17 protein-coding genes are annotated in these 21,437 nt (G+C 45.5%); 5 read left to right on the plus strand and 12 right to left on the minus strand.

Annotated features, from left to right (window positions below; all coding sequences use genetic code 11):
• Positions 1–7: 7 nt before the first annotated feature.
• Positions 8–661 carry a response regulator gene (locus BC792_RS05635; protein WP_148908013.1) on the plus strand — a complete coding sequence of 218 codons (654 nt, stop codon included), beginning with the start codon at positions 8–10 and terminating at the stop codon, positions 659–661.
• Here the strand turns inward: BC792_RS05635 and BC792_RS05640 are convergent.
• A complete protein-coding gene (locus tag BC792_RS05640) occupies positions 658–1,254 on the minus strand; it encodes a Crp/Fnr family transcriptional regulator (RefSeq protein WP_148908014.1) in 597 nt (198 codons plus the stop codon). The two genes, BC792_RS05635 and BC792_RS05640, sit on opposite strands and share 4 nt — an antisense overlap.
• Positions 1,255–1,397: 143 nt before the next feature.
• On the opposite strand from BC792_RS05640, the gene BC792_RS05645 reads away from it, so the two are divergent.
• Entirely contained in the window at positions 1,398–2,117 is a 720-nt protein-coding gene (locus tag BC792_RS05645; RefSeq protein WP_148908015.1) for a LytR/AlgR family response regulator transcription factor, read from the plus strand.
• 12 nt (positions 2,118–2,129) lie between these two features.
• Here the strand turns inward: BC792_RS05645 and BC792_RS05650 are convergent, their stop codons facing one another.
• Together BC792_RS05650 and BC792_RS05655 are read right to left on the minus strand one after the other, a co-directional pair.
• Positions 2,130–2,939: a hypothetical protein gene (locus tag BC792_RS05650; RefSeq protein WP_148908016.1), complete on the minus strand. Its 810-nt coding sequence runs from the start codon at positions 2,937–2,939 to the stop codon at positions 2,130–2,132.
• Positions 2,936–3,631: a carboxypeptidase-like regulatory domain-containing protein gene (locus BC792_RS05655; RefSeq protein ID WP_148908017.1), complete on the minus strand. Its 696-nt coding sequence runs from the start codon at positions 3,629–3,631 to the stop codon at positions 2,936–2,938. Before BC792_RS05655 ends, BC792_RS05650 begins: the two co-directional genes overlap by 4 nt.
• A gap of 342 nt (positions 3,632–3,973) precedes the next feature.
• On the opposite strand from BC792_RS05655, the gene BC792_RS05660 reads away from it, so the two are divergent.
• Entirely contained in the window at positions 3,974–4,492 is a 519-nt protein-coding gene (locus BC792_RS05660) for a hypothetical protein (RefSeq protein WP_148908018.1), read from the plus strand.
• A gap of 140 nt (positions 4,493–4,632) precedes the next feature.
• The gene (locus BC792_RS05665) at positions 4,633–5,952 is read left to right on the plus strand and encodes an OmpA family protein (RefSeq protein ID WP_148908019.1); all 1,320 of its coding nucleotides are present in this window, start codon (positions 4,633–4,635) and stop codon (positions 5,950–5,952) included.
• A 488-nt stretch (positions 5,953–6,440) separates the two neighbouring features.
• Here BC792_RS05665 and BC792_RS05670 read toward each other — a convergent pair whose 3' ends face one another.
• The 9 genes from BC792_RS05670 to BC792_RS05710 form a co-directional block, all read right to left on the minus strand.
• A complete protein-coding gene (locus BC792_RS05670) occupies positions 6,441–7,013 on the minus strand; it encodes a thermonuclease family protein (RefSeq protein ID WP_148908020.1) in 573 nt (190 codons plus the stop codon).
• Between the two features lie 1,435 nt (positions 7,014–8,448).
• Positions 8,449–10,164 (minus strand): GMC oxidoreductase, encoded by a 1,716-nt coding sequence (locus BC792_RS05675; protein ID WP_148908021.1) that lies wholly within the window; start codon positions 10,162–10,164, stop codon positions 8,449–8,451.
• Positions 10,165–10,191: 27 nt separating this feature from the next.
• On the minus strand, positions 10,192–10,707 hold the full coding sequence (locus BC792_RS05680) for a gluconate 2-dehydrogenase subunit 3 family protein (RefSeq protein ID WP_148908022.1): 516 nt from the start codon (positions 10,705–10,707) through the stop codon (positions 10,192–10,194).
• A gap of 21 nt (positions 10,708–10,728) precedes the next feature.
• Positions 10,729–12,156 carry a glycoside hydrolase family 140 protein gene (locus tag BC792_RS05685; protein WP_148908023.1) on the minus strand — a complete coding sequence of 476 codons (1,428 nt, stop codon included), beginning with the start codon at positions 12,154–12,156 and terminating at the stop codon, positions 10,729–10,731.
• Between the two features lie 32 nt (positions 12,157–12,188).
• Positions 12,189–14,522 (minus strand): glycoside hydrolase family 3 C-terminal domain-containing protein, encoded by a 2,334-nt coding sequence (locus BC792_RS05690; RefSeq protein ID WP_211357480.1) that lies wholly within the window; start codon positions 14,520–14,522, stop codon positions 12,189–12,191.
• A gap of 34 nt (positions 14,523–14,556) precedes the next feature.
• Positions 14,557–15,270 (minus strand): SGNH/GDSL hydrolase family protein, encoded by a 714-nt coding sequence (locus tag BC792_RS05695; protein WP_148908024.1) that lies wholly within the window; start codon positions 15,268–15,270, stop codon positions 14,557–14,559.
• A gap of 15 nt (positions 15,271–15,285) precedes the next feature.
• Positions 15,286–17,808 carry a hypothetical protein gene (locus BC792_RS05700; RefSeq protein WP_148908025.1) on the minus strand — a complete coding sequence of 841 codons (2,523 nt, stop codon included), beginning with the start codon at positions 17,806–17,808 and terminating at the stop codon, positions 15,286–15,288.
• 6 nt (positions 17,809–17,814) lie between these two features.
• A complete protein-coding gene (locus BC792_RS05705; protein ID WP_148908026.1) occupies positions 17,815–19,296 on the minus strand; it encodes an L-fucose/L-arabinose isomerase family protein in 1,482 nt (493 codons plus the stop codon).
• A gap of 97 nt (positions 19,297–19,393) precedes the next feature.
• Positions 19,394–20,596 carry an MFS transporter gene (locus tag BC792_RS05710; RefSeq protein ID WP_148908027.1) on the minus strand — a complete coding sequence of 401 codons (1,203 nt, stop codon included), beginning with the start codon at positions 20,594–20,596 and terminating at the stop codon, positions 19,394–19,396.
• A gap of 100 nt (positions 20,597–20,696) precedes the next feature.
• Between BC792_RS05710 and BC792_RS05715 the strand changes: the two genes are divergently transcribed.
• Positions 20,697–21,437, plus strand: coding sequence for a GntR family transcriptional regulator (locus BC792_RS05715; RefSeq protein WP_105718314.1), 741 nt, complete (start codon positions 20,697–20,699; stop codon positions 21,435–21,437).

A 21,437-nucleotide genomic window follows, 5' to 3' on the forward strand; every position in this document is an offset into this window, starting at 1 on the left:
TGTACCAATGGAAAACCAACAGCCATTCACACCATCCACGACCATCGGCATAGCCGACGACCACCCATTGATTATACATGGCCTTCAGCAGATGTTACGGGAGGAAATTTACGATATCCTGTTCACCGTACAAAACGGATCGGAGCTCTTACAGCAGCTAAATTCATACACTCCGGATGTGCTTCTGCTCGACATCGAACTGCCCGACGCCAGCGGGATCGACCTGTGCCTGACGCTTCGCAATCTTTACCCGCATCTGGCAATCATCGCGCTGACCAATCACGATGATATCGTGTACGTACGGAAGATGATCCGGAATGGAGCACATGGCTATCTCCTCAAGGGTACGGAAAAACAGCAGTTAGTCGACGCCATTGACAGCGTTGTGTCAGGCGAACAATACATTGACAGGCAAATTGAACACCATATTCTGCAGCAGTCCCTTCATGGAAAGAAAGCGTCCGCCGCTGTCAGGTTGACCAACCGTGAGGTGGAGATTCTGGCCCTTATAGCCAATGAGTATTCCAATCAGGAAATTGCCGACCGGCTTTTTTTGAGCGTACGAACAGTAGAATCGCATCGCCACAGTTTAAACCAGAAGCTGCACATCAAAACAACAGCAGGCCTGGTGCGGGAGGCTTATCTTCGGGGGCTCATTTAGCCGCGGTGGGCCAGGTTCTTACGTATCCGGCTTAAGCTGTCCTGATGGATGGCCAGCAGCGAAGCTATGTATTTAAGCGGTACCTGCTGGATAACAAGCGGTTGTGTCTCCATCAGATGTATGTAGCGTTCTTCGGCCGTCATGCAGATCGAATTGATCTGGTTGTCCTGCAGCCAGTTCAGCAGTCTGTCCATTATAGCCAGATCCATATCATGCATCTTCGCGATATGCTTTTTCAAGAACAACACCGCTTCCTTGTCCCACATTAAGACGTCGATCTCACTTAAGGATTCCAGCGCGCAGGTCGAAATCTGCCCGCTTTGGATATACAACGGGGTTGATAAGAAATAGTTGGTAGAGACGATTCCCAATGTATGGTCTACACCATTATGCTCCCGATACAGGCGCGCAATACCCCGATTTAAAAAGTACAGCATATTCACCTGTTTACCTTGCTCCATCAGCACTGTGTGTGCCGGAAGAATCGCATGCCTCGTGTAGGCTCGGATCAAATCAAACTCCTCAGGCGTAAAATGTATGTTATACCCTGTTGCAAATTGGCAGACCTTCTCAAAATGGTGACGTAAAAGCATAGCAATGGTTGGTCAGTAAGCTCCTATACGAAGATAGCAAAAATTTGCAACAGCATCACTTTCTGACATATGTCAGTTCGAAATAGCGAGGCTGATACCTATTTTTGATCCACGTCTAAGCACGTCTAAATACAGGATAAACCATGAAAAAACAGATTGTTCTCATTGTAGACAACGACCGTTTGTTTCGTACGCAACTGATCGACGAACTCAAACGGATTTCGTATCCGGCGGTATTTTGGGAGGCCGCTAATGGAACAGAAGGTCTCCGGAGTATTAACGCGCTCCAACCTGATATCGTCTTTCTCGATGTTGAATTGCCCAGCCTTGGCGCGTTTGAGGTACTCGATAAAATGGAGCATTCACCAGCAATAGTGCTGATGTCGGATTCCGCCAATTATGCAGCGAAGGCCTTTGAGTACGACGCGGTCGACTATCTCGTCAAACCACTCACCCATAAGCGCCTTCAGGCTGCTTTGCAACGGGCGGCGAACCCAACGAAGATGTTAATGGGCCTCCCCTCCGCAGAACAGACATACCCGAAGCGTATCCTCGTAGAAAAAGGAAAGAGACTCACCAGCATCCCTGTGTCTGCCATTACGCACCTCAAGGCCGACAGAGATTACACATGGATACATACCCTGCAGCAAGAATCTTTCTTAAGTAGTTATGGTATCGGTGAATTTACTGAAAAGCTCGATCCACACCAGTTCTTACGGGTACACCGATCGTACATCGTTAATATCGATCATATTCAGGAGCTCTACCGTGATATCAACAAGGTGTTTCTAACACTCCCCAACCGCATCGAACTGAGCGTTAGCAGAAACTACATGCCATACATTAAAGCGTATATCTTTTGATGCCCTCTTCGCTTATCTATACGCTTCCAACAACTTTTTAAGGTCGTCAATATCCCGCTGCTCGATCCCTTCGCCATCGGTAATCTGCCAAATCAGATCCTGAATGGTATTATAGATCCTCATCCAGGGCGGCGTCACATAATCCGGTTCATGAGCTGCCACTGGATCCCAATGTTGCGTAATCCGCAGCTTCGGATAATCCTTGAGAATATCGATAAACTGCATCAGGTTCTTGTCTGAGGTGACCAAAAAGTCCCGAAAGTTATTTCTCGCAATCGGATAGCGCATCTCTTCGCCCTGATTGTCGTACCAGGGCATGGAACGATCTGCATTGATGCAGGCCATACCGATATAGATGGTTGTTGTATCACGACCACCACCAAATCGTTCGGTAGGTGGAACCTGCACGAGATACTTACTGACGCTGATTCCATTCTGCTTGTCATGATCCATGCTGACAACTACCAGCCCCGGAGGGAACTCGACTGTCACGGGCGGCGTTCCGGGCATGCGGTCGTTGACCAGGTTGACATCCACATAAAAGAAGTTGACGTGTGCGTACAGCTTTTGCAGGTCGGGATCGAACGGGTGATGTCTTCTTTCGACAATCCGTATACCTTCGGGTAGGCTTAGCGGTGTTCCGTGGGGAAGAGCATCGCTTGGGCCTATCCCCGGCTGGCCTTTCGAACTCGCCACCACAATCCGGTTGTTGCCCTGTGGATCGGGTATCTGGGGCTTGGGCTCCTCAGCCGATCCCGAGCAGGCGTATTGTATTATCAGTACGCAACAGAAAAGTAATTTTAGGGTAAGGTATCTATTCATCGGTTATATTCTAACATAAAACAATTATCGCATTGTCCGGCGATCTGAGGTTCGAAATCAAATGTCAGCGCATCCTGAAACGTATCGTCGCTGTTCCAGCGCCGCAGTGTTAGGCGCTCAGGGCCATAATACGCGGTGACGGTATACCTGCCGATCGGTATATCTGTGATCTGATGACCGTCTTCCGCCCTTAGCGTCAACGGTTCGCCGGCAGACCCGTCCACCCGTGCTCCTTGCGGTGTAAAGCGAAAAACAATATCCCCGCTTTCCAAATACACCCCCGGAGAGTTATCTATGGTCACTAATCCGCCATAGTACCCTGTTAGGGGCGCGGGCCTTTCTCCCGTCAGCCTCCATGTAAAATCGCGAATACCTCCCTCCCCACCGAAACTTGCTGAATTTTCAGGATGCAGATAGAACGTGTACCGGCGCCCGTGGTAAGTTTTCTGTAGCTGGGCAAATGCGTACCACGCCCCGGTAGGTACAGTCAGGGTGTAATATCCCTGCCCATCAGTTTTAGTCGACAGGTGACTGTTGAAGAAGATACTGTTATCCACTAAAATGGATACACCCGCCAGTGGCCTACCATCCGCCTGCCGGACGCGACCTTTTACCGTCCCCATTCCATCGGTCGTATCTTTGGAGGCACAGGCCACCTGCAAAAGAACCATCGCTAACATATATTTTTTCATCTGTATATTTTTAGGGATGATGAAGCTTGTATAGAATATTCATCCGTGTTTATTCCCAATAGTATGCATAAGCCCCGCTACGTCTGGTATCCATGGATTGTATACGGCGATTTATGCCAATTTCATAGCAACAAAATTAAGGCTGTCGCCAGCCCATAACTAGCGTAGTTGCCCTGTATAACCGACTTCCGTAGTAATACGGAGCCATTTTATGATCGATCTTCCACCTGTCTGGTCCGAAGGTGCTTTCGGTATACTGATTTTTCAGGTTTCCGTAGTACCACGCATATTTCGGACATCACCGTGATCTAAATTTGCCTCGATAAAATTTATATACACATCATGATCAACATCAAAAAAATTGCATGTTTTACTTTAGCTGGCATCTTATATGCCACAGGCTCGTTTGCACAGTCTTTTCAAAAGGGAGATCGGACACTCCAGGTGGGCGTCGGCATTGGAGGTGGTTTTGGTATCCCGGTAGGTCTGGGTTATGAACACGCGGTCTCCGACCGCATCGGTATCGGTGCATACGCGGCATTCTCTACTGAGAGAGAATCGTTCGGCGGGTATGGCAACTGGAGATACACGCATATTCTTGCGGCAGCGCGTGGAGCTTACCACATCCCGGTTAAGTCGACCAAATTCGACCCGTACGCGGGCATCCTACTTGGCTACAACATCGCCACAGTAAAATGGGACGGCGCCGACGAGGCTCCGATTTCAGCTTCAGCTGGCGGCTTCCTGTGGGGAGCCTATGTAGGCTCAAAGTACTGGTTTTCGGATAAAATCGGCGCCTTCGCAGAGGTTGGGTACGGTCTCGGCGTTCTCAACGCCGGAATAACGTTCAAGTTAAATTAATCCGGCCGGCTTACTTCTCCTCCTTGTTCAGGGTTGTTCTATCGCCGTTATCGTACGCTCGGCGACGCTACATGCGCTTAATCGAAAAAGGCAAATAAACGATCTATTATACCGTAAATTAGAATAAAAATCACACACCAATGAAAAATACTACAACGTGGACAAGCGCACTCTTAGCTTACGGCATATTATCAGTGTGTACATGCGGACCTGCCTACTCTCAAAGTATCCTTAAAGCTGTAAAAAACCGCGCTGAGCGCGCCGCTACAAACAAGGTGCTAAACGAAACAGAGAAGGCCGTCACAAAAGGGATAGACAAGGCCATCGGATCGGTAGCCGATAATGGAGAAGAGGCAACAAAAGCGCATCCGGATCCAAAAGATCAGGCGGATTCATCGGAACAAGAACAAAAAAAGATACAGTCGTTTAGCAGATACGATTTTGTTCCGGGAGATTCGGTACTTTATGTGCACGATTTTTCGTCCGACGCGGTTGGCGAATTGCCCTCAGGATGGAATGGCAACGGTAGCTCCGTGGTCGTAGATCTCAACAGTATAGGGGGAAAATGGCTTCGTATGGCACAACGCAGCGTCGTCCTTACCGCCAACGAGGCCAACTTCGGACAGGACTTCACCGTCGAGTTCGACCTGGTGGTTGATATCGATTTCAAAGGATGGATGCCACCGTCGTTCCAGTTCGGATTAATTGCATCGGGCGACAAATCGCCCACTGCCAACGCATTGCTAAATGAGCAGAAAGGCGATAAGTCGTTTTACGTCGAACTTTCGCCACAATCGGACGGAGGAAACTATGCGTTGGAGTCGAGTGAAAACTACACGCGGTATTTCAACAGTCCGCCCCGATCCGACAACCGGATGAAAAACTGGTACCGCCGCCCCGTACATGTGGCCATGCAGATACAGAAAGAACGACTGCGCATCTGGATAGATGGAGAAAAGCTATACGATGCACCTAAAGGAGTAGCAAAAAAAGGAGAGTTCAATCAGTTGTTCTTTAAATTGGCTAGCAGCCCGTATTCGGACGAACAAATAGGTATTTACGTAGGAAACGTCAAGATAGCAAAAGGTCTCGTTCCACCACAACAGCAACTTCTGCAAAGCGGTTCGTTTACAACTACGGGTATTTTATTTGATACGGGGGCTGCCCGTGTCAAACCCGAATCTTACGGCGTACTAAAAGCCGTAGCCGATCTTTTAGCCCAAGACAACACACTGCGTTTCGAGATTGTGGGACATACTGACAACGTGGGCAACGAACAACGAAATTATACATTAAGTGAGCAACGCGCGGCCGCGGTCAAAGAGGTGCTTATAAACACGTTCGGGATTACGGAAGACCGGCTGACAACGGCCGGTAAGGGAGCTTCTGCTCCCGTGGCTTCCAACAGCACTGCCGCCGGCAAAGCACAAAACAGACGGGTGGAATTTATTAAACAATAAACCCGAAAAGGTATACGCATAGGAACTGCGTATTTGATTCAAGTAGAGATAGACGGTTCATACACGTCTTAAAATTAGTGAGGAAGGCGTCTCCACCCAACGGAGCGCCTCTTCTCGTTGGGGCGGCGGAAATCCACCGCCCTGCCGCGGCCGCTGGCCATAGAATAACACCCAACAGACACCGCCCTTTAACCGCTCCTTCGCCGAGGCAGCTTTGGGTCGGCTTCGGCCCCAGGTAGGAGCCACCCCAAGGAAAACTCAAAGGAAAACTCAAAGGACGCCCCGAAAAACGACAGGTGAAAGGGCGAAGGAAGGGTGGTATTGGTCAGGTAAAGGGGTTAGCAAACAAAACTACGAGGTGTTTCCACTATGGTTAGCAACGTTGAAAAGTCGAGAAATCATTGGAAAACCGTAACCCACCGTCACCAGAAAAAACAAAAAGACTGCCGGCTCGGCAGTCTCCTATAAGCATGAACAATTAGGATATATTATTCGGTCGGTTTTGCCCACAGCCCCCGTTTACTTTCGCGGGCCTGATTTTGCAATTCGGTAAACAATTCGACATATTTTACGTTGGGCGGATAAGTGTCGACCACCGCATACCCCTGCGCGACTAAAGCGGCGTTTAAAAATGTACCGTCCTCGAGATAAATGTAGGCTAGCCTGCGCTTATACCTGTCCGCGGATTGTACATCGAACTCCAGACGTACCCATCGATGTTCGGTCTTGGTCCGTACGTATTCTTTTGCTTCCTGCGCATAATATCCCTTTTCTTTCCAGCGCGAATTTCGGGTTTCCGGCGCATCAACTCCTATGAAACGAACTTTAAAAGACGCCGAACCATTATCTATCCAAAAAGTGTCGCCGTCAATAACTTTTGTTACATAACCAAAACCTTCCTTCCAGCGTCTTTCTTTTTCCGCTCGGGAAGGCCCGTTCTCATCGGCGTTTTGATAGATTTCGTCTTTGACGCCATAAATATAATCCGACTGGCTCTGGCAGGCTATACAAAGGTAGCCTAACAGCAGCGATAGAATGGTGAACGTATACAGTTTTTTCATCGCCCTAAAGATAGCCACTCACAGCTAAATGATTCCAGCATCGAAACCGGCTTCTCATTTTTTGAAAATCCCAAGATAGTGAATGCGCCGTCACAGTACTAAACATATTTAGTATCGTTAATTCCCAACCCGTGCAACGTTTTCTGCACGGAAATGTTGGCTATTTCGTGTTCCTCAGCAATTAATATTTTGTTGAACATACACCTTTCTCTTTAAGCTGTGAGAATGGAAATTTTGATTTTCAGTCCCTTTCCCGCTTCGCTGACAAAAATAATGTCGCCACCTAGACTTTTGATACGGGAAACCGTATTTTCAATCCGTTTCCATGTACGTTTTCATACCGATGCCTTTTTTGTAAAAACTTTGAAGCACCCGTCGACTGTGCCATAATGGCTCACCACAGGGCCGGTCTTGCTGTGTTTACGCATGTTGACCAACAACCTCTGCAACAGATCTTTCACGTTCGTTTTTATATTTTCATTGATTCAATCCCAATAAGGCAAATTGATTCTTTGCAGCTGCCTGGGCTTGACGCGCCTGTTAGTGAGCGACCGGTACCTATGTAAATATTGGTTGACTTCTCCTTCCGGTCTGAGCTCAATGAACTTACTTAGCGCCTAAGCCTGGTCGTCTGCGCTTTGTATGGCTTTGGCTAGTTGTACATTTAGAGTGTTTCCGTGAGGAAGAAAAAAGGTATAATACAAAGAAGAAAGAAGTTAGAAAAGCAGATCTGACGGCGCCGATAAAACAATCTACCACGACCGGCATTTATACAAAGTCGTCCGCAATCCCCTATTATGGATTCGTGGGGGACTGTTAATAGTGGCCATATTGTCTCTGCTATATCTATGATATGCCAAGCAATGCATGTACCGGGTTGGAGATCCATATATCGAGGTGTCGTGCAAAGACTGGACAACTCTATCAACAGTTGTAGCGTCAAACAGCGAAAAGCTACGGCATTTAAAAAGATTCCGCGTCCGGACACCCATACCAGAAATGATGTTAACAAGTATGGTATTCAAAAATCAATAATTAGGTTGAATTCTTCACCGGCACCCACATGCATCCGGAGCAGGCCAGCCGCTCGCTAGAAGCCGATACATCATTGACAGGTATGCCGGTAACAACACGGCGTTGGGAGACGATCAAAGCAGTGCCCCGGTTACGTCATCAAACACTTGGGTAGTACACTTGATAATCCTCAAGCTCAATTTATAACAGAACAAAGTTAAAGATCACGGTGCCCGCTTACGAAGGGACAATGGCAACGTCTTAAAGAGTAACCTGACACTCCCCTATCATATTCATTTTTTAAATAAGATCAACGACCTCACCACCTCTTCACCACCCGATTCGAATATCAGCCCGTTAAAAACTTCCAGATAACCGACCGTATCTGGAAGTTTAGGTTTTTCAAGAATAACAAAAATCGTTATAGAACACCTTTTTTCATCAACGTAAGTGCGTAATCAACAGCTCTAGCTGTCAGTGCCATGTAAGTCAACGAGGGATTCTGTGTAGCAGTGGATGTCATACAAGCGCCATCAGTTACAAAGACATTTTCACAGCTGTGCAGTTGGTTCCATTTATTGAGCAATGAGGTTTTGGGGTCGTGCCCCATACGCGCTCCCCCCATCTCGTGGATATCATTTCCGGGGCGGCGATCGTCGTTTCTCGTTTTAACGTTCTGGAATCCGGCAGCCTCAAACATCGCTGTCATCTGCTCAAAATAGTCTGCTCGTATTTTCCAGTCATTGTCGTCATATGCTACATCGATATGCAGCAATGGGACGCCCCACTGATCCTTTTTTGCCGTATCGAGCCAAACTTTGTTGCTTTCTTTAGGAATAGTTTCAGCCATCATATGCGAACCTACCCGCCAATTTCCCAGTTTTGGATGCAGTAATCGATTTTTCAGCGACACGCCGACACCGGAAGTATCCGTAGACGGGTTCCTGCTGGCATTAAATGTCGCTGCCCAGCCCCGTAAGAAATCGGTTTCCTGTCTGTAAACATTGCGGAATCGGGGTATGTATCCCCCTCCGGCTGGATTTCTCCCATCGGTACGGTATGCCAACTCACCATCGTATTCGCCGGTTATGACCGCCGTATAACTGTGGAATGCGATATACTTACCAAGCAATCCATTATCGTTCCCCAATCCATTAGGAAAACGGTTTGAAATCGAGTTAAGAAGAATCAGGTTGCTGTTCAAGGCGGAGGCATTGACGAAAATCACCCGGCTATAAAAATCGATTGCTTCCTTGGTGTTGGTGTCAATTACCCGCACCCCTACCGCCTTGCCCTTTTGCTCATCATATATAATGGATTCCACGACAGAAAACGGCCGAAGCGTCATATTACCCGTTTTCTCTGCCCAGGGCAACGTAGACGCGTTGCTACTAAAATATCCGCCAAAGGGGCAACCTCGCTGACAAAGAACACGATTTTGACACTGGACACGTCCCTGTTCTAAATGGATGGGTGCCGGCTGAGATAGATGGGCACATCTCGCGCTTATTACATGACGGTTATCGTATTTCGATGCTACGACACGTTTAAAATGATTCTCTACCGCGTTTAACGGATAAGCGGGCAAAAAGTCCCCGTCAGGAAGCGCAGCCACACCATCCCGATTGCCTGCGACACCAATGAAGCGTTCTACATGATCATACCATGGGGCGAGATCACGATAGCGTATCGGCCAATCCACAGCAAACCCATCTCTGGCCGGGCCTTCAAAATCAAAATCGCTCCACCGTTGCACTTGCCTAGCCCATAACAGTGACTTTCCTCCTACCTGATATCCCCGTATCCAGTCGAATTCCTTCTCTTGAATATAGGGGTGCTCATCATCCTTCACAAAAAAGTGTGCGGAATCTTCTCGATAAGCATAACAGCGATTGGCAATCGGATTCTTTTGCTTATCTTCATAGGGCATTTCTAACCGATGCTCAAACTCATAAGGATACATATTGGTTGTAGGGTAGTCCTTTACATGCTTTACATCCCGTCCTCGTTCTAAAACCAGTGTTCGTAATCCCTTTTCACAGAGCTCCTTGGCCGCCCATCCGCCGCTAATTCCTGAGCCGATGACAATAGCATCAAAAGTCCGTTCCTTTATGCTATCTATATTGATATTTGCCATTCCTTAAATTACGTCCTTTATATTTGTTCAAACTTTTGCATATCCGTTATAGCGTCCGGGAACTAGTTCGTATATCAGCTTATTTTTCATTACATACGCCGAATTCAAATATCCCTGTATAGCTCTTCTTTTTGTCATCATAAAAAAGCCAGACAATGGATGTGCCTTATCTTTTTCGATATCCATCAGGTAAGATTGTCGTTGATCCGAGCTAGCAAGCAAAAAAGACTTTCCGACAATATCGTTCATCTCCTGATCCCAATCCTTCAGTCCTTGAACAAAAACCTGCTGGTCTTCTTCGCTATGGCAATCGTCAATCATTTTTAGTACAAAAAGGTGTAGATGAAGTGTTCTTCCTCCCGGACTATCGGTTTCGGGTATAATGGATTCCACTATTTCGGCCAGGAGATTTTCTTGCTCCGCATTAATATGCAGTTTACGTAGGGCGATAGAAGCTTTATTCGCCCTTCCCCAACATGATGGAAACAGTACTATTCCGCCTGCTATGAAAAATAATTGCTTTAGAGCTGTTCTACGTTGCATATGTTGATTCTTTGAAAAACGCTACTTCTTTAATTCCAAAATTAGAAGACAATCATCCATCGCAGCTGGCGGATTGAATTCCACAGGCCCGTTTGATACTACTTTTTCTCCATGTTGTATCTCACCATGACGAGGGTCAAACCAACTGACTTTATAAACGGTGTCGGCAGATAAGGACAAATTCAACACAATCACTTGATTAACTGGCGTGTAGACACATACACAGGACTTATCCGCATTCGTCGCTGCCCTGATGTGTGATGTCCCGTGCCGGTTAATACCATAAATTAATGATTGATCCGGAATCCGGGTTGAAAAACCCCAACGTTCCATAAAAAACCGAAGATGCTTTATTTGTTCGGCGCCCGGCCTTGTGAGTGCTTCCTGCCAGGTATACAAACTAGGAATCACCCATTTCTTCCCTGTGCCTACAAATTGCCATACGGCGTTATTCCCGTAGCTAAATCCCATTGCCCCCGACAAAAGCCCCCAATATGCCTGTTGGCGCACGTCTTTATCAGTAAAAAATCCTGCCTCGAAATAATCCCTGTTTATGATTATTCCCGACGTATCGAATACCGACCCGATAAGTTCCTCTGGTGATCTTTTTGATAAGTATTCCCAGAACTTTATAGGAATATCTTCGTAGGCCGGTTCCGCGTCTAGAAACGCCTTTTGCGGATCTAACAGACGGTGTGCCTCTGCATATTGATAGCCGGGTATCGATCGGCGGGCATGGCCCGTTTGGTACATATTAAAATCCAGCCAAGTAGATTTATGAAACCAATAAGCAGAACTGCTTTCTCCAGCAGGATGATAACTTATCAGTTGCTTGGCATCATTGCCTGCCCGGACTCCTTCCGCTAGCTTATCCCAAATAAGCCTTGCTTGATCATTATCCACATTACGGTCTCCTCCGAGTACCCAGATAATGGGTTTATCTTTATAGCGGTCACCAAGAAAGTGACCGTATTGATAGGCATTTTTAGGCGTGAAGATATAAGAACGCTTACCATCTCTTGCATTTTGAACATTATTCCCCCAGGTAGGTAATATCGCTAAACGAAGTCCCAAACTTTGTGCCTTGTTGATGACATAATCCACATGTTCAAAGTATCGAAGGTTAGGCTTAGCCGGATCCTGTCTGTACAATGGAACTTCACCATAGGCATTAGGTAGCGTCAATCCTTCATGTTCCGCTAATATTACCGTATAGATAACGGTGAATCCTTGTTTCATCCGCACCGTTAAATAATGATCTACCTCTTCTCTATTTAATTTATGAAATAATTCCCATGCTGTGTCGCCAATCCATATAAATGGTTTTCCTTCTGGCGTTTGTACATAGTTTTTCGATGGTGCGACAACGAGCTGTTGGGCACTACCCACCTGCACGTGGACAACGATCAGCATACATATAGTGATCCAAACCGATTTAATTATTGCCATTCTCTTTTTGATCCTCTTTATTATACTTATGATTACGGTTTAACGGGCCGCAATATATTTATCGGTACCTGCGGAATCAACGATTTACTTACTTTTTCCGTTATCTGCGATTTCGCTAAGCGGAATTTGCCATTTGCTACTATAGTATCGGAGGACACCGCTATCATCAAATCATAAACACCCTTTTCTGCCACCCAAGCAGAAGCGCCCGTATCAAACGAAGAAAGCATACGAGGGGTAATCTCAAAACGAAGCGTTTCGCGCTCACCGGGTTGCAACAATCTCGTTTTCGCAAAAGCTTTCAGTTCCTTTTCGGGATGTTCCAATTTACCTGAAGGTGCCGTTGCATATACCTGGACGACCTCTTTTCCCGGATATCGACCTGTATTCTCCACCGTAACCAGCAGTGTCGCACTTCCCCCTTTTCCTTTTTCAATTTTGAAATTAGTATAGGTAAAGGACGTATATGAAAGTCCAAAACCAAAGGAAAACGATGTTGGAACACGAAATGTATCGTAATATCGGTAACCTACATAGATATCCTCTTCATAAACAACTTCTGTTGGATTCCCGATAGGTGTACCAGGAAAGTTTTTGGCAGATGGAGCATCGGCATAGCGCACGGGAAATGTAGTGGGGAGTTTTCCCGAGGGGGTAAATTTACCGCTGACTAAATCCGCAACAGCATGCCCACCCTCCTGGCCAGATTGCCAGGTCAACAATATACCATCTACTTTATCCTTCCAAGATGCCGTTTCCACAACACCACCGACGTTCAGTAGAACAACTACTTTTTTACGTTGTGCATGGTATGCATCCGATACACGATCGATTAGGGACAGCTCCTCGGTTGTTAAATTAAAATGATCGACATGACGGTCACCGCCCTCACCAAAGATGCGCATAATCGTGATAATGGCCATATCGGTTTCCTTGGCGCTTCTTTCAATTTCATGATTATCCCACGCTAATTCACTTAAAATGCTATCCCTTGGGGGCATGGCCGTTATGAGGCTATCTGCCTTATCCCGCAAGGGCTTTCCTTTATCCAGATGGGTCGTATATTTTTTTTCTAGAACCGGATCTAGTTTAAATCCGGCCTCCTTCAATCCTTCCGCGACAGACACGGCATGCTCATAATTGACCGCTCCGCTCCCTGTTCCACCGGGCAGATTTTTGTAGCTATAATTGCCAAACAAGCCTATTGATGTAGATCCGGCTTGGATAGGCAACGTATGCTGTTCGTTTTTTAACAAAACCATACTCTCCCGCGCTACCCGTCGTGCGACTTCCTTACTCTTTTCAAAATCGGGCTTCTCCGTATAGGGATAATCTTTTACCGTACCTGTTTTTAATGCTACGTTGAGTATATTTTCTATATTTTGGTCGATTACATCCATACTAAGATTTCCGTTGCGCAATGCATCTGCAATCGTATCCGTCCATACTTGTAATCCCGGCATCAGCAAATCATTATGCGCTTTCATCTGTTCAACCGGATCGTCTCCCCCATACCAGTCCGTTAGCACAAAACCATTGAATCCCCATTCTTTTCTCAGGATATCGACGAGCAATTCTCTACTTTGCGGCGTATATACACCATTTATTTTATTGTAAGAGGACATGACTGTCCAAGGTTTTGCTTCTTGTACCACGATACGAAACCCTTCTAAATATATCTCCCGCAATGCGCGCTCGGATACGATGGTGTTGATATACCGTCTGCTCGTTTCCTGATTATTGGCTGCAAAATGTTTTATAGAGGCTCCTACGCCTTGGGATTGTATTCCTTGCACATATGCTGACGCCATTTTACCTGTCAATAAGGGATCTTCGGAATAATATTCAAAACTCCTCCCGCCTAACGGATCCCGATGAATATTCATGGCAGGGGCCAGTAAGATATCCACGCCATATTCAAGCGCTTCGTGTCCCATGGCTTCCCCTATTTCCCTAGACAGCGAGGTATCCCATCCTGAAGCCACCAATGTGGCAACTGGAAAAGCCGTAGCGTAATACGTTTGGCTGTCACCTGAACGTCTTGGCGCAATACGTACACCCGCCGGCCCATCAGACAGATAAATGGGTGGTATCCCTAAACGCAGAAAAGGATAGGTATATCCACCTACTGCTACAATATTTTTCTGTTTTTTGCCCGGCAAGGCGGTTGGATAGACTTCCCGACGTTTTGCTCCCGTCACCATCAAAGCCTTCTCGTCTATCGTCATCGCCGCGATAACATCCTTTAAAGGGTCTATACCAAATTGCGGGTACTTTTGTTGGGGCAAAGCCTCTTGCATAGTACCGATTAGCCCAAACATGATGGCGATGAAATAAAATCCTATATTTTGATTATTCTTTTGCATAATTTAGTTTTCTTCTAAGTACTTCGTCGGTATCTTATCTTTTTAAAAGCTTAAAAATTTCATTTGCGATCAACTCATGCCCTAAGCGATTAGGATGGTTAACGTGCGACATGAGCGGTGCTATCGTTCCCTTGTCTTTAAATACGGATTCAAACGCCGTGTAAGAATCAGCAACGGGCAATCCATATTTTACCGCTAACTTTCTAACTTGCTGGGCATGCTTGCTCAGCAGATTTCCCGTATTTCCCATATCTTGCCGCTGATCGGGCGACGGTGTGAGTAGCACAACCGATTTGTCTTGTGCTTTTGCCTCCCTAATCATTTGTTCCCAGGCCACATGCGCCCGTTCCAAACCCAATCCTAAATCATTCAGCGCGTAGTCAATAAATATCACATCCGGCCGATGAGGCAATACATCGGATGTGAACCTGGCAGCACCTTTTTCAGCATGTTCTCCACCAATCGATGTGGTAATGATGTTAATCACCGCTTTTGGGTATTCTTTCTTTAGCAGACTAAGTAGGATATAAGGATAAGAATCTAACGTATGCACTTCCTGATTCGACCAATAACCAGATGGAACGGAATGTCCATGGAAAACAAGATTTATCGTTCGGTTATGCGGAAAGACCTTCGTCAGCTCCTGTTTCAGTGCTGCGAGATTATCTATAGCGCCTTTTTGTGCATTGGCATTGATAGCCAAGCACATAAAGAAACAAAATGTATAAAAAAATACTTTCTTCAACATTGTGTATTCATTTAATCACCACGCGACGGTGACATGCCCCGTCACATCTTTGATTACAAAATGGTGCCCGTATTTCGGGTCCCCCAATTCAAACGTTTGCTGTCCCCTCTTCCACGGATAGCCTGCGTTGAGGTACGCTCTAAAATTTTCGGCAGTGATATTCTCTTCCGGATAGATTCGAAGTGTCGCGTTCTTCAATCCAGCTATCCGAATTCTCCTGCTGATTCCCAATTCGCCCGAATGCATCTCTTTGGATGATACGATTCCGCCTTCTTGCTCTACAAAAACACGAACCTCATTGTGCCAAGCGGTCGGGAGTTGATATGTGGTCATACCATTTTCTATTTTGCTATCATATCCATGTAATAGGGGAGCTCCTTGTGGAAATTTAAATTTTTGCACTACCGTTGTATTTGGAGCATAACCCGAAAAGAAAAAGCCATTGTGACTGCGCGCAATACTGAGCATGGGGCTCTTAATGGAAATATCATCTTTTTCAAAGGAAAACAAATAATCAAACTCTTTCAAGGCGTGGCGTGCCAGTTTTGGACTAATCGCCCATTCTTCTGGATTGTCCGGCCGCAAAAGCATCCCTCCTTGGAAACTACTCGAATTTGTTCCTCGGATATACACCACTTTACCGCCTTTCCAATCCGGTAGTGATCTCGACCATACTTGATCTCGCGTCTCATTTCCTTGCGTAACATGTACCAAACGCTTCGTATAGAGATCTTTCGTATTGGCAATAGCGGTGCGCATACTACCGCCTGAGAATAGCGGATTGTGTTTAATATTCGTAGGGGTATCGCCCTGCACCTTATCGAGTTCGATATGGCTGGTTAAGCGAAAATTGCCTTCTAATCCGCTCATATTTTTAAGGTTCAACAGGTCTTTAAAAGCGTCGCTGGCTCGATCCGCAGGTCCATATACCATAACTTGTCCGCCGTTTTTAATAAACGTTGTCAACACATGCTCCTGCTCGGAACCTGCATCAGGAACGATGGTCAGTATAATGGATTCTCGGTAATAGTCAGGATCCGATTTCAACAACTTCGCAAAATTGGTCGTCGATGTGATCGTGTTTAAAGGCAATCCGTGGTTGATCGCTTGCCTGATAAACCAATCGCCATAGTATATTTCCGGTAACAGCTCCTGCTGCTTTTTTGCCCAATCGTGATATTCGTCAAACGGATATACCCAGACCAAGGGTCCGGCAGCGGTGGGTGAGTCTTCCCGACCTCTTAAAATATGGGGAATTACTTCATTTGGAACGACATCCGGAATATTTCCGAACGAATCATCGATCGTCAAAAAGTTCAAGGTAGTAGGAAGGCCAACTTGGCCTTTTTCGTCAATCCGAGCTACGGACATCGGCATGTAGATATCGTGCGGAAAACGCCCATACCTATCCAACCAAGGGCTATTCAGCCACCACGGATCGTGGGTATAAAACCGATAGACATAACGATCGTCCGGCAAATCGGCAATATGGGACATATACCCCACCATCTCCAGTCCAAAATCACCATCAATGGCTGCCCAAGGAGAATTTGGCGGCGGCAGGATATCGAATCCCGACTTGTATATGGCCCTCAAATCCACCCCATCCCGTGCCAGATCGATGCCAGTAGAAAGATTGGAGCCTCTGGTCTGGATTTCGAAATCAGGGCACTCCTTTCTGAATAGCGTCCAAAAATTAATAATCTTTTGGCGCGTATCTTCCAATTTTTCTTTTAAAAAGCCTTCTCCTGTAAAAACCGCTCCGGTAGAAGACCAAGGCTCTACACCAAATCCGAACCCATTGCTTAACCAAAGAAAATCAAAGTTCAAATCTTGTAGGAAATGCTGGCTTTGTTTACCAAAAAAGGTTCCAAATGGTGTTTGATCTGGTATTCCGTTGGGATACGCCGCGTACGAGACGTCATCCGCACGTAATACCGCATAACAACTGACAAATGATTTGTGCCCCATGGCGTTGCCTTCCAATATTTCAGGATGCCGTACATATTTAAATTCAGATTTAGCAAATTCAGGTCCCGGATCAAAGGTCGCACCTATTTTTATCTCCTTGCCCGTTAATTTTCTGCCCTTTTCGCGCAAGATTTCGATAATCAACTTCAGATCTGCATAGGAAAAATCGGGCGGGTTGTCCATATAAAGATACGCCCGCTCGTGTAGGGAAAGTTCTTTCGGGCCAGCGCCTATTTCATGATTCGTGTTGGGATTTCCGATGTACTTCGCCCACTCTAGCGATTGATCGAGTTTTCCGGTATATTCCAATATTTCTGAGCCATCGGATATCCACAGCATAACAGAAACGGTATCTGTATGAACCAATAAGTTCGCCCATTGCCTAAACATGTGTTCTGCTACCTGCTCGATATATGCTCGACCTTTCTGCTTAAATGGTTTCAACGATGTCTCCAACGTGATATTTTGAAACTTTACAGGCTTTTTGGGATACTTCTCCAGCCAGGAAACAAATAGCATGTAGAGCGGAAATAGTATAAATGCCAGATAAATTTTTGAGCCCTTCATATTATCTTATTTTACAAAAACAGTTTCTATATTAAGGTATCTTCCGATCTTTAGGATGGTTTCTGCATGATGCCCTATACCCAATGCAAAATGATGTGTAGGCCCTTCAGCAACCCAATTTTTCAAAAATTGACGTATATCTTCTCCAAAGAATCCACGTGTATTGGTATTGCCGGTCGGCGGTATAGGTCCTGCAACAGATTCACCTTCCGCTACGATGAATTTGAACCGCCCATCAAATGTAGAGCTGATGCTTAACATGGTGATCGGCCCTTCTTTAATTTTAAATTCTACGCCTGCCCCAAACCCCGGTTTACCATGATATTTTTTTAGGCTTCTTAATATCGGCTTACCCTCTGCAATAGTAACATTGTGTGGTCCATCATGACCAACCAACACAAAATTTTCGTTGAAATCTACTGGATGAAATTCTGCAAAACTACCGCCGATACCCAGTCGATCCATTACCATCATCGCTACGCAGGTTTTAAGATCAGATTCTCCACACATTGGAAACCCCGCCGCAGTAAGAAGAGAATTTCCAACAATCAAGTTTGACATGACGAGTTGCTCCATACTTTGTGCAGCACCTTCATAATAATAAGCCAGGCCATCTAGTTTCTTCCTCGCTACAAAAGCTTTCAACGCTAACGACACTCTTGCTGCTACTTCCAGATCGGCAGGTTTAAGCTTATCCGATATCGGGTCGGAAACCGGATCGGGGGTATCAAAGAAATCCAGTATAAATTCCTTTTCTCTTTCCAGATCGATCACATCGACCTCCTGATATTGCTGAATAATCTCATGCGATTCACATTGCACCACGTGCAAGCCGAAATGGGCGGTCAGCATAGTAGAGTCGGTGTGCATGTCCAACATCGCTTCTATGGGGTGTCCAATATGTCCGATCCTGGCATTCTTCAAGCTGTGCAATACATTAGCAATGCGACAGTATTTACCAATCTCATCCACGGCTTCTGCATCATCATATAACGTCCCGATAATAACATCGGGTACCGGACGCCCCAACCGCACGGCAACTCCCGTAAATTCAGGCAAGGAACAAATATCATCGTTAAAAAGCTGCTTATAGGTAGACGCCTGTTCGTAATTAAGTGCCTTATCAGGTTGTAGTGCTACCAAGATTAATGGTACTTGGATGTTCTTTACTATTGCTCCGAAGGTACTCGAAGTAGCATAAGTAAGCATATCGCAAAAAATAAGATCCAGATCGGCACCCAAGAGCCTGGGGACAAGATCATACGCCGATTGCGCATCATCTACCATACCGAAGTCGACGACTTCGACATCAAATTGCTCCACCATGCTCATAAACACGGCTTGTTTCTCCTGCATATCAGCAAGCAGTCCATCAAATTGTGCCCAATATTTAACATATCCTACACCAAAAACTCCGATACGCGCCTTGCCTACTTTCTTTGATAGTGGTTTATAGAAGGCCGTATTTGAATCCAATTTTATTTCCATAATTATAGTTTACACTTAACGCACTAAGTTATTTCACTTCAAACATAATCATTAAATGATTATTTCACAAAAAAAATCCAACTATTTTATTTCGTCTTTAAAACAATGCTTTAATCCGGGGGAGAAACACCAAAAAAAGGAGAAAACCTAGGGGATACATTAACCCTGCCGTGACCCATAACGGTGTATACGAATAGCGTGTCACGATTTCTCCGATAAACGGGTTTATCAACAAACTAGACAACGCACCCGCAGTGCCGGACAGCCCTACGACGGTCGATGTCGCTTTACTTCCGAAAATATCGGAAATAGCGGTAATATAGTTCGTAATCCAAAATCCATGTGCAAATAGCAACAACGTTAGTAAGGCTATGGCAAACTGATAAGACCCGACGAACGCGATAAAAGGTGCACAGAGTGTCAATCCCGCCGCTATTCCCATAACCCATTTCCTTGCTTTATTGATGGAAACACCTCGCTGTATTAATTTGTCAGATATCCAACCGCCAAAGATGTTCGAAATTCCGAGTGCCAAAAAGGGAATCCAGAACAAATCGCCGATACGTTCAAACGACATCCCTCGATATTCGCTTAGGTACTTAGGCACCCAAAACATTAAGAAATACAAAACCGGATCAAGCAAGAATCGTATACTGACAAAAACCCATAAATATTTGTTTTTCAAAATGCTTGCAAAAGAAACACTTGGAGATACGATCTTTTCTCTTTGCGTACCGATATATCTTTTCCAGGGAATCAGAAACCAGCCAACCACCCAAATCATCCCAACGATAGCCGGAATAATAAAGCTTGCTCTCCAACCAAAGCTAGAGGCTACATAGATGGTTAAAGGTGGCGCCAAAACGGCACCGATTGCTGACCCACCAATGGCAATACCGTTGGCCATTCCTCTTTTCTTTTCGTCGAACCATTCATAAACGACCTTCGCCGCTCCGGGGAAACACCCACCTTCTCCGAAGCCTAAGAGAAACCGGAAAGCAATTAACTGGTAGAAGTTCTGCATAACTCCGTGCAGAAAACAAGCGATAGACCAGATCAATACCGCCAGTCCCAGACCAATTTTTCCACCGACAGTATCGATAATACGTCCCCCTATGGTAAACATTAACGCATAACTGACCAGAAAACTCGTATTTATCCAACCATATTGTACATCTGTAATGTGGAATTCCTCCTGGATTTTAATTATTGTCATGGACAAGACTTGCCTATCCAAAAAATTTAATCCTGTCGCAATAAAGACCAGGACCAACACTAACCATGCTATTTTATTCTTCATCTTGTTAACGCATTAAGTTGCAGATCATCAAACATAGTGAACACATTTGTTACACAAACTAATTATTTTATATTTGTAGCAGAATCGTTTTATATTATATATGGATCCCAAATTTATTCTCATCAGCGAAGAAATCATCAAACGCATCAAAGAAGGCGATTTAGCGCCCGGCGATAAGGTTCCTTCGGAAAATGAGCTAATCAAAACCTTCAAAGTCAGCAACACAACGGCACGGAAGAGCCTCCTAAACTTAGAGACACTTGGTTGGGTACGCCGAATTAAAGGCAAAGGCACATTTGTACTTAATCGCACCGGTGACCACAAAATTGTTCGCACATTGGGTTCGGTCGAATCAACGCGGAGGGGGTTCAATGAAAGTTTATCACAAGAAGGGTTCGCGCCTAAAAATATTGTCATTGAAAAAACGATATTACAAGAGGGTATTTCTACCATGATTCAACATAAACAACTGACGCTCGAAGGTCCGGTTTTGAAGATCCGCATTCTTCGTTATGCTGATGACGATATCCTGAAAGACGAAACACGCTATATATCCCTTAAACAATGTCCCAAAATCGAGCGTGTCTCGCCCGAAATTTCTTTTTTCAAAACATACGAGCAAACCTATCATATCAAAATAAAAACGATAGAGCAAACGCTTAAGACAACGATATTTGACACCAACACGCCGGATAATTACTTTGAGAACGACAAACCTCTCCCTATTTTTATCCTGGATGGAGCTGTCATAGCAGAGGACGGAAACATCATTGAAATAGAACATTCTTTTTATAGCGGAGATAAATACCAGTTTGGCGTTATCGCGCACCCTAATTACTAA

Source organism: Sphingobacterium allocomposti (genome assembly GCF_008124885.1).
In the GTDB taxonomy this organism is placed as follows: Bacteria; Bacteroidota; Bacteroidia; order Sphingobacteriales; family Sphingobacteriaceae; genus Sphingobacterium; species Sphingobacterium allocomposti.